This is a genomic window from Streptosporangium sp. G11, assembly GCF_051192615.1.
GTDB lineage: Bacteria > Actinomycetota > Actinomycetes > Streptosporangiales > Streptosporangiaceae > Streptosporangium.
This window is the reverse complement of sequence record NZ_JBPJUQ010000026.1, coordinates 75212-88623: the sequence shown is the minus strand read 5'-3', so window position 1 is coordinate 88623 and position 13412 is coordinate 75212. Positions and strand designations below refer to the sequence as shown.

Sequence of the window (13412 nt, the reverse complement as noted above, 5' to 3'; positions counted from 1 at the left end):
AAGCCCCGCGGGGAGTCCGTCACGAGCTCCAGAGCATGTTGCTGAGCTCGGCGTCCAGATCCATGAAGTCGGTCTCGCGACCGGCGGGGACCAGCTCGTACGTCCGGTGCAGGAACTCCGTGAGCGGCGCCAGCGGCACCTCGAACAGGGCCTGCCCGAACGGTGAGGTGAGGCTTATGTGCAGGGTGCGCTCGCCGTCGGCGCGCGCCGGCCACACCTGGACGTCCCCGTCGCCGACCCGCCGCACGATGCCGACCGTCAGCAGCTCGCGAGCGAAGATCCACTCGACCGGCTCGTCATTCCCCACGTGGAAGGCCATCCTGATCGCGTACGGGTCACCGGCCGTATAGCTGAGCCCGGCGAGCAGGGGGACGGTGGTACGGTCGGGGACCACAAGCCGAAGGCCTAGCTCGGCAGAGACGGTGGCGCTGTTCATCGTCAGCCAAACCTTTTTCGTCGTCGGTCCCCTCTGCGGGGCTTTCGCTGCTCTTACTGCTCTGAGCTCTTGCCGCTCTGAACGGCTTCGTCCCTCGCGAGCTATCACGCGGAACAAAGAAACCTGTAGGAAAGATTCCGCCTCCACGCCCTTCTGTAACACACATCACAGCGCGACATTTGGGCATCTACCTGGCTAAACATCACCAACAGGGCCGTATTTGCAAGGGTTTTGCGTCTCGTTTTGGTCACCGTCGACTCCCTGGCGGGGCGTCTCGGGTGATTCGGGTCGAGCGCGGGTCGTTCGGTGCTTCTACGGATCAGGACGATGCTATGACACCGTAGCCCCCCGCCGGATGCATCCTCAGACCTTTGCCTCCCCGCCGTGTCGTCTTTCAAGATCATTATGTGTCGCCCACCGCTTCGCGAGCACTCCCGGATTGCTGTATGGTTTTCCACGTCGGCACCGTGAGGGGCCGCACAGGGCGGGCGATTAGCTCAGCGGGAGAGCGCTTCGTTCACACCGAAGAGGTCACTGGTTCGATCCCAGTATCGCCCACACTAGCAAGTCGCAGGTCAGAGCCTCCTGGTTGACGTCAGCCGGGGGGCTTTTTCCATGCCGGGACACCTCCCGCGTGGCCGAGGACGCCGGCACGGGCGCCGTCTCGTTCCCCAAGTGAGGCGCACGAGGCGCCCGAAGGCGCCGGCGGGGCGCCCTGGTGCCCGCAGGGCGCTGAACGGCGCCGGCCCTCCCCTCACTCTCCTGGCGGATGTCCGGGACGCTACGGCGTTCTCAGGGCTGTCTTCTGGCGGCAGGTGATCTCACCCGTCCCGGACGAGGGTTCCGGGCCTCCTCCGGGAGGTCGCGGACCTCCGGAGCCCTCGCTCGCGCCCGGCCGCCGTCGGCGGCCGGGCACCGCCCTCTCCTGAGACCGAGGAAAGACTCCGGAGTCCCGGAGTCTCGGCTGGCCGATCGACCGACCGGCCGGGCGCGGCGGGGGAGGCGCGCCGGGCGAAGCTCTGACTGTCGGTGGCCGGTGGCATCCTGGGGGCGTGAGAGCCCACACGGTAAGCCCCCTGTTCGTCGGCCGCGCCGACGAACTCGCCGTTCTGGAGGACGCGCTCGCCAGGGCGCGCTCCGGATCGGCCTCGACCGTGTTCCTGGGAGGCGAGGCCGGGGTCGGCAAGACCCGCCTCGTCCGCGAGTTCGCCGAGCGCTCCGACGACGCCCTGGTGCTCATCGGCGGGTGCCTGGAGCTGGGCACCGACGGCCTCCCCTTCGCCCCCTTCACCGCGGTGCTGCGCAGGCTCGCGCGCGACCTGGGCCACGACGGCGTCGCCGCGCTGCTGCCCGGCGGGACGACGCGGGGGCTCGCCCGGCTGCTGCCGGAGTTCGGCGAGCCGGAGAGGGAGGGCGCCGAGGCGCGTGCCAGGCTCTTCGAGCAGGTCCTGGGCCTGCTGGAGCGGCTCGCCGAGACCCGGCCGACGGTCCTGGTCATCGAGGACGCCCACTGGGCCGACCGCTCCACCCGTGACCTGCTGTCGTTCCTCGTCCGCTACCAGCGCTCCGACGTGCCCCTGCTGACCCTGGTCACCTACCGGGCCGACGAGCTCCATCGCACACACCCCCTGCGCCCGCTGCTGACCGAGCTGAGCCGGGTCGACTGGGTCGCCCGCCTCGACCTGCGCAGGCTGAACCGCAGGGAGGTGGACCAGCAGGCCGCGAGCATCCTCGACGGCGGGCCGGTCGCCGACATCGACCTGGTCTACGCGCGCAGCGAGGGAAACCCGCTGTTCGTCGAGGCGCTGCTCAGCGGGGGCGAGGGCGAGACGCTGCCCGACTCGCTGCGAGACCTGCTGCTGGCCAGCGTCGAGCGCCTGCCGGAGGAGACCCAGGAGCTGATGCGGCTGGCCGCCGCGGGCGGCGCCAGGATCGAGCACACGATGCTCTCGGCCGTCGCCGGGGCCGACGAGGGCGAGCTGTCCCGCCTGCTGCGCCCGGCGGTGGCGGGCAACGTGCTCGTGGTCGACGGCGAGACGTACGCCTTCAGGCACGCCCTGATCCGCGAGGCCGTCCACGACGACCTGCTGCCCGGCGAGCGCACGCGCCTGCACACCCGTTTCGCCGAGGCCCTGGAGTCCAACCCCGGCATCCTGCCCGCCCCCCGGGGGGCCATCGAGCTCGCCCACCACTGGCACGCCGCGCACAACTCCCTCTGGGCGCTGATCAGCGCGTGGCACGCGGCCGCCGCCGCCAGGAAGGCGGCCGCCTACGACGAGCAGTTGCGGATGCTGACCAGGGTCCTCGAGCTGTGGGAGGCGGTGCCCGACGCCGCGGAGCGGATCGCGGCCGACCACGTCGACGTGCTCCGGCAGGCCGTCACCGTGGCGCACCTGGCGGGGGAGTTCGAGCGGGGCATCTCCCTGGCCAAGGCGGCCCTGCGGGAGATCGACACCGCCACCGACCCGATCCGCGCGGCCCGGCTGCTGCGGCAGCGCGGGCTCGTCCGGTACGACCTCGGCAGGGCCGGGTTCGCCGAAGATCTTCGCACCGCCGTCGAGCTCGTCCCCGCCGACCCGCCGACCTCCCTGCGCGCCCAGGTCCTGGAGAACCTGTCGCGCGTGCTCCACCACCCCGACGAGTGGGCCGAGAAGGAGGCGATGGCCGAGGAGGCCATGCGCATCGCCCAGGAGGTGGGCGACGCCGACGTCGAGGCCCACGCGCTCGTCACGCTCACCTGGGCCAGGTGCCGTTACTCCCACATGGAGGACCAGATCGCCGCGTTCGCGCGGGCGCGGGAGATGGCGGGCCGGGCCAGCACCTACAACGCGCTGATGCGGGCCGTCATCTCCGAGTCCGACGCCCTGGAGGGAGCGGGGTGGCACGAGCGGGCCGCCGAGGTCGCCCGCCGGGGCATCGCCGAGGCCGAGACCTACGGCCTGGCCCGCACGTCCGGGGCCTTCCTGGCGATCAACCTCGCCGAGCCCCTGGTCTCGCTGGGCCGCTGGGACGAGGCGTCGCAGGTGGTCGAGCACGCCCTGGAGGCGGGCCCGCCGTCACCTTACGGCGCGAGCCTTCAGGGGCTGGTCGCCGACATCGCGCTGGCACGCGGTGACCTCGACCGGGCCGCCTCGCTCCTCCAGGCCTCGCGGGCCGTGCTCGCCCGGGGCGTCCACAGGGACCAGACGGTCCTGCCCCACCTGCGCAGGGAGATCGCGCTGCTGGTGGCGCGCGACCGTCACGACGAGGCGTCCGCGCTCGTCGAGCGGACCCTGGACGATCGCGACCTGGGGCTCAGCCCCCGCTACGCGTGGCCGTTCCTGCGCGTCTGCCTGCGGGCGGCCCCGCCCTCGCCGTCCTCGTCCTCCTCGCCGTCCTGGTCCTCCCCGCCGCCGTCGCTGTCCCGGCTGCGCGCGGTGGCGGAGAAGCTCGAGGTGGAAGGGGAGCTCCAGAGGGCGCACAGCCTCACCTTCACGGCCGAGGCCGCCCAGGCGGAAGGGACGCCCGGCCGGGAGGCGTGGGAGGCGGCCGCCGCAGCCTGGGCCGCGCTCCGCCAGCCCTACGCCGAGGCCCGCGCCCTGCTGGGCGCCGCCCGGGCCGCCGTCGCGGCGGGGGAGCGCGACGAGGCCGCCGTGAGCCTGCCCCGGGCGGCGGAGATCGCCGCGCGCGTCGGGGCCGCGCCGCTGGCCGCCGAGATCGGCTCCCTCGCCAGGCGGGCCAGGATCGCGCTCTCTGAGGAGCCCGCCTCCACGGAGCCGGTCTCCGAGGGGGCGGGGTTCGGGCTCACCGCGCGCGAGCACGAGGTGCTGGGCCTGGTGGCGACCGGCCGCAGCAACCGCGAGATCGCGGGAGAGCTGTTCATCTCGGCGAAGACCGTCAGCGTGCACGTCTCCAACATCCTCGCCAAGCTGGGCGCCGCCTCGCGCGGCGAGGCCGCGGCCACGGCACACCGGCTGCGCCTGTTCGAGGGATGAGGGGTCACCACGTTTCAGGGGGCTGTCTTCTAGGCCACATATTTCAGGCTAAATAGTCAAAAGCCGCTCTTTCTCATCGTGTCTCCGGGCTTCGTCCCGGGCCGCGTGCCCCCGGAGGGCTCCGGCACGGCGCCTTCCGGGGCCGGGGGCCTCCGGCCGCCCGCCAGGGGGAGCCGCGTCGTACGGGCCTGACGTACGGGCCCGTGAGCTCCGTCTTCCCGGCTCCCGCCGCGCCGGCCGTTCCGCGCGGCCGTGTTTCCGTGATGTTTCCCCGATCCCGCTTCGCCGTCGGCGCACCCTCCCTCCCGCCGCGCGGGGCGCCCTCCCGAGGGGGCCGCGCCGCCCTCGCGCACCCGCCCGGGGAAGGGCCGGAAGGCCCGTGCGGCAGGCGGATCGGCCGGATCGCACCTGGGGCGGCGGGCCGAAGTAAGCCACCTTTCTCGACCCGTTGACGCGGCCGTAGCACGTATGTAACATTTGGCCAGCGCAATGCAAAAATATTGCAAAGTCCTGTTAAATTCTCTCTGTTCTCCGCAACTTACGGCAGTGATGTGCTGTGCCCGCACATCCCTCCCACCCCTCCGGAGAGGCCCCAGGTGATGTCGTTCTCGGCATTGCGCGGTCGGTCGCCGCCCTGGCGGCCCCGGTTGCGACACTCATCGCCCCCGCGCCGACACTGACCGTCAGCTGACGGCAGGTCCGCCACGACCCGAGCCCGGCAGAGCGTCCGCGCCGCCGCGGCCGGCCAGGGGCCCGCGGTTCCGGACCCCCCGTCCGGGACTCACCGACAGATCCGACGTTCACCCATCGCTCGTCCCGCCGGCCATCTCCACAAGAAGAGCACCGGCGCACACGGCGACCAGCACCCCCCAGCGACGAACGAGGCACGGCTCGCGGATCGGCCCGCACAGGTCACACGGCCGCCCGCCCGCCGGATTCCGAGGACCCGCAAGAAGAGGACCAGGGATCCGCACCTCGTGAGCGAGGCACTCCCGGGTGCCGAGCGCGTCGCGCGGCGGAGGCCACGGCCTCCCTCCCGACCCTGTCGTTCCAGACGAGAGATATAGAGGAACGCAATGAGAAAGCAGTACCTGGCGTTACGGCTGATGGCGGCGATGGCCGCGACCAGCCTGCTCGCTCTGGCCGGGGCGGTCGTCGCGCCGGCCTCGGCGGCGGCCGGCCCCAACCTGGCGGCGGGGAAGGCGGCCTCCTCCAGCAGTGCCAACGCCCCCTACAACGCGGGCAACGCCACCGACGGCAACGCCACCACCTACTGGGAGAGCAACAACAACGCCTTCCCGCAGTGGGTCCAGGTCGACCTGGGAGCCGCTACCAGCGTCGACCAGGTCGTCCTGAAGCTGCCGCCCGCGACGGCCTGGGAGACCAGGACGCAGACCCTGTCGGTGCTGGCGGGCACGAGCTCCACGCCCACCACCACGATCGTGGGCTCGGCCGGCTATACCTTCAACCCGGCGACCGGCAACACGGTGACGATCAACTTCGCCGCGACCAGCGCCCGCTACCTGCGGCTGAACCTCACCGCCAACACGGGCTGGCCCGCAGGTCAGATCTCCGAGTTCGAGGTGTACGGCCCCGTCTCCGGCGGTGACACGACGCCGCCGAGCACGCCGTCGAACCTGGCCTACACCGAGCCGGGCTCGGGCCAGATCAGGCTGACCTGGAACGCCTCGACCGACACCGTCGGCGTGACCGGTTACGACGTCTACGCCAACAACGCCCTGCGTGCCAGTGTGGCGGGCAACGTCCTGACCTACACCGACACCCAGCCGGCCACCGCGACGGTGTCCTACTACGTCAAGGCCAAGGATGCCGCGGGCAACCAGTCGGGCAACAGCAACACCGTCACCCGTAACGGCACCACCCCGCCCGGGTCGAACCTGGCCATCGGCAAGGCGATCACCGCCTCCTCCTCGGTCTTCACCTTCGTGGCCGCCAACGCCAACGACAACAACACAGCGACCTACTGGGAGGGCAACGGCGGCAGCTACCCCAACACGCTGACCGTCAGCCTGGGCGCCAACGCCACCCTCAGCTCGGTCGTGGTGAAGCTGAACCCCGACAGCGCCTGGGGAACGCGCACGCAGAACATCCAGGTCCTCGGTCGCGCGCAGAGCTCGACCACCTTCACCAGCCTGGCCGCGGCGGCGAATTACACCTTCAACCCCGCCTCCGGCAACACGGTGACGATCCCGGTCAGCGGCGCCTACGCCGACGTCCAGCTCAGGATCACCTCCAACACCGGCGCCCCCGCCGGTCAGGTCGCCGAGTTCCAGATCATCGGCACCCCGGCGCCGAACCCGGACCTGACGATCACCGGCCTGACCGCGTCCCCCGCGTCCCCCATCGAGACCGACTCCGTCACGCTCTCGGCCACGGTGCGCAACGCCGGCTCGGCGGCCTCCGGCGCGACGAACGTCAACTTCTACCTGGGCACCACCAAGGTCGGCACCGCCTCGGTCGGCGCGCTGGCCGCCGGAGCGTCCGCCACGGTGACCGCCAACGCCGGTCCCCGTGACGCGGGCAGCTACGCGCTGAGCGCCAAGGTCGACGAGGACAACGCCGTCATCGAGCAGAACGAGTCGAACAACACCTTCGCGGCCTCCGCGCCGCTCGTGGTCAGGCCGGTCGACACCTCCGACCTGGTCGCCACGACCAGCTGGACCCCCAGCAACCCGTCCAACGGCGCCGTCGTCACCTTCTCCGTGGCGATCAGGAACCAGGGCACCGTGGCCTCCGCGAGCGGCGCCCACGGCATCACGCTGACCGTCCTCAACGAGGCGGGCAGCGTCGTCCGCACCCTGACCGGCTCCCACACCGGCGTGATCGCGCCGGGCGCCACCACCAGCCCGGTGAACCTGGGCACCTGGACGGCGGCCAACGGCAAGTTCACCGTCAGGACGGTCCTCGCCGACGACGCCAACGAGCTGCCGGTCAAGCGGGCCAACAACACCAGCACCCAGCCGTTCTTCGTCGGCCGCGGCGCCAACATGCCGTACGACTTCTACGAGGCCGAGGACGCCGTCGTCGGCGGCGGGGCGACCGTGGTCGGCCCCAACCGCGACATCGGCAGCCCGGCGGGTGAGGCGTCCGGCCGCAGGGCCGTGACGCTGAACAGCACGGGCAGCTACGTCGAGTTCACCACCAAGGCCAGCACCAACACCCTGGTCACCCGCTTCTCCATCCCCGACTCCGCGGGCGGCGGCGGCATCGACTCGACGCTGAACGTCTACGTCAACGGCACCTTCCTCAAGCCCATCAACCTGACGTCCAAGTACGCCTGGCTGTACGGCCCCGAGGCCGGCCCCAACAACTCGCCCGGCTCCGGCGGGCCGCGTCACATCTACGACGAGGCCAACGTCATGCTCGGGACCACCGTCCCGGCCGGCAGCAAGATTAGGCTGCAGAAGGACCCCGCCAACACCACGACCTACGCGATCGACTTCATCAACACCGAGCAGGTCTCGCCGGTCGCGAACCCCGACCCCGCCAAGTACACGACCCCCACCGGCTTCACCCACCAGGACGTGCAGAACGCCCTCGACCGGGTGCGGATGGACAACACCGGCAACCTGGTCGGCGTCTACCTGCCGGCGGGCACCTACCAGACGTCCAGCAAGTTCCAGGTCTACGGCAAGGCCGTCAAGGTGGTCGGCGCCGGCCCCTGGTACACCCAGTTCCGGGCGCCCGACAGTCAGGACAACACCGACGTCGGCTTCCGCGCCGAGGCCAGCGCGAACGGTTCGTCCTTCGCGAACTTCGCCTACTTCGGCAACTACACCTCGCGCATCGACGGCCCGGGCAAGGTGTTCGACTTCTCGAACGTCGCCGACGTGGTGATCGACAACATCTGGAACGAGCACATGGTCTGCCTCTACTGGGGCGCCAACACCGACCGGGTGACGATCAAGAACTCCCGGATCCGCAACATGTTCGCCGACGGCATCAACATGACCAACGGCAGCACGGACAACCTCGTCAGCAACAACGAGGCCCGCGCCACCGGTGACGACAGCTTCGCGCTGTTCTCGGCCATCGACGCCGGCGGCGCCGACATGAAGGGCAACGTCTACGAGAACCTGACGTCCATCCTGACCTGGCGGGCCGCGGGCGTCGCGGTCTACGGCGGGTACGACAACGTCTTCAGGAACATCTACATCGCCGACACGCTGGTCTACTCCGGCATCACGATCAGCTCGCTGGACTTCGGCTACCCGATGAACGGCTTCGGCGCCAGCCCGCCCACCAGGTTCGAGAACATCTCGATCGTCCGCGCCGGCGGTCACTTCTGGGGCCAGCAGGTCTTCCCGGCGATCTGGGTCTTCTCCGCCTCCAAGGTCTTCCAGGGCATCCGCGTCAACAACGTGGACATCGTGGACCCGACCTACGGCGGCATCATGTTCCAGACCAACTACTCCGGAGGCCAGCCGCAGAACCCGGTCACCGACACGATCTTCACGAACGTCTCGATCACCGGTGCCAAGAAGAGCGGCGACGCCTTCGACGCCAAGTCCGGCTGGGCCATCTGGGCCAACGAGATGCCCGAGCCCGGTCAGGGCCCGGCGGTCGGCTCGGCCACGTTCAACAACCTCCAGATGAGCAACAACTTCCAGAACATCAGGAACACGACGTCGACCTTCACGATCAACGTCAACCCGTGACCCCGAACCCGTGACTCCGTAGGAGGAGCGCGGGAGAAGCGAGACCGCGGTGCCGGTGCCGCCGGGAGGTCCGACCCTCCCGGCGGCACCTTTTCGCCGCCGGAACCCCGTCCCCTCCGCCAGGATCCCGTCCTTCTGCCTGCCGGGACCTCCCCGCCGGAACCCCGTCCCCTCTGGCAGGACCCCGCCCTTTCCCCTGCCGGGACCTCTCCGCCGGGACCCCGCCCCCTGCCCTGTCGAAAACCCCGCCGGCCCCGCGCCGCTGCTCCGGGCCCCGTATGGCCCGGTACGGCCCCGGACGAGGCCCGCGCTTCCGGTCCGTTCGCCGCCGACCAGCGGGAAGATCCTCGTACACTGTCCCGATGGCTTCCCCCGAGAACGGCCCCGAGGTGACCGACGCGTCGCGGGTCCTGCAGCGCGTCTTCGGCTACGACTCGTTCCGGGCGGGCCAGCAGGAGATCATCGAGCACGTCGTGTCGGGTGGCGACGCCCTCGTGCTCATGCCGACCGGCGGCGGCAAGTCGCTGTGCTACCAGATCCCCGCCCTCGTGCGGAAGGGCACCGGAGTGGTGATCTCGCCGCTCATCGCGCTCATGCAGGACCAGGTCGACGCCCTGACCGCGCTCGGCGTGCGGGCCGGGTTCCTCAACTCCACCCAGGACTTCGAGGAGCGCCGCCGGGTCGAGTCGGCCTTCCTCTCCGGCGAGCTGGACCTGCTCTACCTGGCACCGGAGCGCCTGCGGGTCGACGCCACGCTCCGGTTGCTCGACAGCGGGGTGATCTCGCTGTTCGCCATCGACGAGGCGCACTGCGTGGCCCAGTGGGGGCACGACTTCCGGCCCGACTACCTCGCCCTGTCCGCGCTGCACGAGCGCTGGCCCGACGTGCCGCGCATCGCGCTGACCGCGACGGCCACCGAGGCCACCCACGCCGAGATCGCCTCCCGCCTGAACCTGGAGGGGGCCCGCCACTTCGTGGCGAGCTTCGACCGCCCCAACATCCAGTACCGCATCGCTCCCAAGAACGAGCCCAAGCGGCAGCTGCTGGAGCTGCTGCGCACCGAGCACGCCGGGGACGCGGGCATCGTCTACTGCCTGTCGCGCAACTCGGTCGAGAAGATCGCCGAGTTCCTGGTGCAGAACGGCATCGAGGCGCTGCCCTACCACGCGGGGCTCGACGCGCGCGTCCGCGCCGCCAACCAGGCGCGCTTCCTGCGCGAGGACGGCCTCGTCATGGTCGCCACCATCGCGTTCGGCATGGGCATCGACAAGCCCGACGTGCGCTTCGTCGCCCACCTCGACCTGCCCAAGTCCGTCGAGGGCTACTACCAGGAGACCGGCAGGGCCGGGCGCGACGGCCTTCCCTCCACCGCGTGGCTCGCCTACGGCCTCCAGGACGTCGTGCAGCAGCGCAAGATGATCGACACCTCCGAGGGCGACGACACCCACCGCCGCCGCCTGGCCGCCCACCTGGACGCCATGCTCGCCCTGTGCGAGGCGGTCGAGTGCCGCCGCGCGCGGCTGCTCGCCTACTTCGGCCAGGAGGGCACCTCCTGCGGCAACTGCGACACCTGCCTGTCGCCGCCGGAGTCGTGGGACGGCACGGTCGCCGCGCAGAAGGTCCTGTCGACGGTGTTCCGGCTCATGCGCGAGCGCCGCCAGAAGTTCGGCGCCGGCCAGATCATCGACATCCTCCTCGGGAAGAAGACGGCCAAGGTCATCCAGCACGACCACGACGGCCTGACGGTGTTCGGCATCGGCACGGAGCTGAGCGAGGCCGAGTGGCGCGGCGTGGTGCGCCAGCTGCTGGCGCAGGGGCTGCTGGCCGTCGAGGGCGACTACGGCACGCTGGTGCTGACCGAGGCGAGCGCGGAGGTCCTGGGCCGCAAACGCCAGGTCCCGCTGCGGCGCGAGCCGGAGAAGGCGCCGCGGGCCGCCAAGGCCTCCAGGTCCTCGACGACCTCCACCTCGCGCCGGGCCGAGCCCGTCGAGATGCCACCGGAGGCGGTCCCGGTGTTCGAGCTGCTCCGCGCCTGGCGCGGAGCCACCGCGAAGGAGCAGGGCGTGCCCGCGTACGTGATCTTCCACGACGCGACCCTGCGAGAGATCGCGACCATGTCCCCCTCGTCCCTGGCCGAGCTGGGCACGGTCAGCGGGGTCGGGGAGAACAAGCTGGCCAAATACGGTCAGCAGGTCCTCGACACCCTCGCGGGAACCGGCCGGGATTCCGGGGAGGGCGAGGAAGCCCTTCTGGAGTTCCCCTGAGGTAGTATCGGGCGAATTCGGGCCCGAGGGCCCGCGCAGCGAGACGCATGTAAGAGCCTGGAGGCTGTCGTCCGCCTCCGGGCTTCTCGCGTTGACGGATCCCCCCATGGCTGCGGACTTCCGAAAGAGGACGATCGTTGGCTGACAGAAGAAACGATCCGGTGGTGGTCATCGGGCTCGGCCGCTTCGGCAGCTCCCTGGCCGTCGAGCTGTTTCGCAGGGGCACCGAGGTGCTGGCCATCGACAGCCGCCCCAAGGTGGTGCAGAGCCTGGCGGGAAAGCTCACCCACGTCGTCGTCGCCGACTCCACCGACATCGAGGCGCTGCGGCAGATGGGGGTGCCCGACTTCTACCGGGCGGTGGTCGCCATCGGCACCGACCTGGAATCCAGCATCCTCACCACGTCCCTGCTCGTCGAGCTGGAGATCGAGGACGTCTGGGCCAAGGCGATCAGCCGCGAGCACGGCCGCATCCTGGAGCGGGTCGGCGCCCACCACGTGATCCTCCCCGAGCACGACATGGGGGAGCGGCTGGCCCACCTGCTCAACGGGCGGATGCTCGACTACATGGAGGTGGACGGCGACTACGCGGTGGTCAAGACCCGCCCGCCCCGCGAGTACGTCGGCGTGCCCCTGGGCGAGTCCAACCTGCGGCGCAAGTACGGCGTGACCGTGGTGTGCGTGAAGGGCCAGTACGACGAGTTCACCTACGCCGACGCCGGAACCGTGCTGGGGTACGGGGACGTGATCGTCATCGCGGGCAAGATCGAGCAGGTGGAGCGGTTCACCGAGCTTCCCTGACCCTCGCCCGATTCTCTCCCGACTTCTGTCCGGCCCGTACCCGGCCTTCCTAGGCCTTTCCGGCCGCCCGCCCGCCCTTTTCTTGTTTTCGCCTGCTCTTCCCCGGTGTTCCGGCCGTGCCCCGGAGCCCGCGCCGCTGCGTGATCGCTGTGATCGTCCTAGACTGACCGGAACTTACTAGAATGGAGTTCGGTAGCGATGCGACTTGGACTGTTCGTCAGCGAATCCCAGGGGCCGGACAAGTTGGGCAAGCTGCGGGAGCGCATCGCCCGCGGGGCCGACGACGGCTTCGCCTCCGTCTGGACGTCCCACACGTTCGGCCTCGACACGCTGACCGCGCTCGCCGTGATCGGAAGCCAGGTGCCCGGGATCGAGCTCGGCACCGCCGTCGTCCCGACCTACCCGCGCCACCCGGCGGCCCTCGCCCAGCAGGCCCTCACCGTCAACGCCGTCCTCGACGGGCGGCTCGCGCTCGGCATCGGGCTCTCGCACCAGATCGTGATCGAGGGCATGTACGGCATGAGCTTCGAGCGGCCCGCCCGCCACATGCGCGAGTACCTGTCGATCCTGATGCCGCTCGCGCACGGGGAGAACGCGGACTTCCAGGGCGAGACCCTCACGGGACGGCTCGGGCTGGACACGCCGAGGCCCAAGGAACTGCCCGTGCTCATCGCCGCCCTGGCCCCGAGGATGCTCAGACTGGCCGGGGAGGTGGCCGACGGCACCGTGCTGTGGATGACCGGTCCCAGGACCGTGGCCGAGCACGTGGTGCCCGCCGTCACCGAGGCCGCGCGGGCCGCCGGGCGGCCCGCGCCGAGGATCGTGTGCGCGCTGCCCGTCTGCGTCACCGACGACGCCGACGCGGCCAGGGCGCTGGCCGCCGAGCGGTTCCAGATCTACGGCCAGTTGCCGTCGTACCGGGCGATGCTCGACAGGGAGGGCGCCGAGGGTCCGGCGGACGTGGCGATCGTCGGGGACGAGGACGAGGTGGGGGCGCGGATCGAGGCGCTCTCCAAGGCCGGGGTCACCGACTTCGTCGCCGCCGAGTACTCCCCGGGCACCCGGACGCGGGAGTTCCTCAAGAGCCTTCTTTAGACCGTGTCTCATTTGGCGAGTAGGCGGTAGCAGATGAGGGCGGCGAAGGAGCCGAAGTGATCGGATCGGCGTTCGTAGCGGCGATGTAATCGGCGGGTGCCGGTCAGCCAGGAGGAAGGTCCGTTCCACCACCCAGCGGTGCCGGCCGAGTCGCTGGAAGGGAA

Annotated in this window: 6 protein-coding genes, 1 tRNA gene and 1 pseudogene; 6 read left to right on the top strand and 2 right to left on the bottom strand. The window is 70.7% G+C overall.

The window, feature by feature from the left end; translation table 11 throughout:
* Positions 1 to 19: 19 nt before the first annotated feature.
* The gene (locus ACSDR0_RS23885; protein ID WP_184547867.1) at positions 20 to 436 is read right to left on the bottom strand and encodes an SsgA family sporulation/cell division regulator; all 417 of its coding nucleotides are present in this window, start codon (positions 434 to 436) and stop codon (positions 20 to 22) included.
* A gap of 486 nt (positions 437 to 922) precedes the next feature.
* Here ACSDR0_RS23885 and ACSDR0_RS23880 point away from each other — a divergent pair.
* The 6 genes from ACSDR0_RS23880 to ACSDR0_RS23855 all read left to right on the top strand — a co-directional run bounded on the left by ACSDR0_RS23880 (position 923) and on the right by ACSDR0_RS23855 (position 13248).
* Positions 923 to 994: transfer RNA gene (locus ACSDR0_RS23880), tRNA-Val, on the top strand.
* Positions 995 to 1488: 494 nt separating this feature from the next.
* Complete coding sequence (locus ACSDR0_RS23875) at positions 1489 to 4410, top strand: ATP-binding protein (protein ID WP_435291092.1); 2922 nt, start codon at positions 1489 to 1491, stop codon at positions 4408 to 4410.
* A gap of 1076 nt (positions 4411 to 5486) precedes the next feature.
* The gene (locus ACSDR0_RS23870) at positions 5487 to 9089 is read left to right on the top strand and encodes a galactose-binding domain-containing protein (RefSeq protein ID WP_435291091.1); all 3603 of its coding nucleotides are present in this window, start codon (positions 5487 to 5489) and stop codon (positions 9087 to 9089) included.
* 362 nt (positions 9090 to 9451) lie between these two features.
* Positions 9452 to 11353: a DNA helicase RecQ gene (recQ, locus tag ACSDR0_RS23865; protein WP_435291090.1), complete on the top strand. Its 1902-nt coding sequence runs from the start codon at positions 9452 to 9454 to the stop codon at positions 11351 to 11353.
* 137 nt (positions 11354 to 11490) lie between these two features.
* Positions 11491 to 12153: a potassium channel family protein gene (locus ACSDR0_RS23860; RefSeq protein WP_435291089.1), complete on the top strand. Its 663-nt coding sequence runs from the start codon at positions 11491 to 11493 to the stop codon at positions 12151 to 12153.
* A 198-nt stretch (positions 12154 to 12351) separates the two neighbouring features.
* Positions 12352 to 13248: a TIGR03564 family F420-dependent LLM class oxidoreductase gene (locus ACSDR0_RS23855; RefSeq protein WP_435291088.1), complete on the top strand. Its 897-nt coding sequence runs from the start codon at positions 12352 to 12354 to the stop codon at positions 13246 to 13248.
* A gap of 8 nt (positions 13249 to 13256) precedes the next feature.
* Here the strand turns inward: ACSDR0_RS23855 and ACSDR0_RS23850 are convergent.
* Positions 13257 to 13404 (bottom strand): annotated as a pseudogene (locus tag ACSDR0_RS23850) (transposase); the annotation flags it as partial.
* Positions 13405 to 13412: the final 8 nt, after the last annotated feature.

What these genes read in the sequence shown, in the direction of transcription:
- recQ (WP_435291090.1), top strand. Translation starts at nt 9,452, where the DNA reads ATGGCTTCCCCCGAGAACGGCCCCGAGGTGACCGACGCGTCGCGGGTC.
- ACSDR0_RS23855 (WP_435291088.1), top strand. Translation starts at nt 12,352, where the DNA reads ATGCGACTTGGACTGTTCGTCAGCGAATCCCAGGGGCCGGACAAGTTG.
- ACSDR0_RS23870 (WP_435291091.1), top strand. Translation starts at nt 5,487, where the DNA reads ATGAGAAAGCAGTACCTGGCGTTACGGCTGATGGCGGCGATGGCCGCG.
- ACSDR0_RS23885 (WP_184547867.1), bottom strand. Translation starts at nt 436, where the DNA reads ATGAACAGCGCCACCGTCTCTGCCGAGCTAGGCCTTCGGCTTGTGGTC.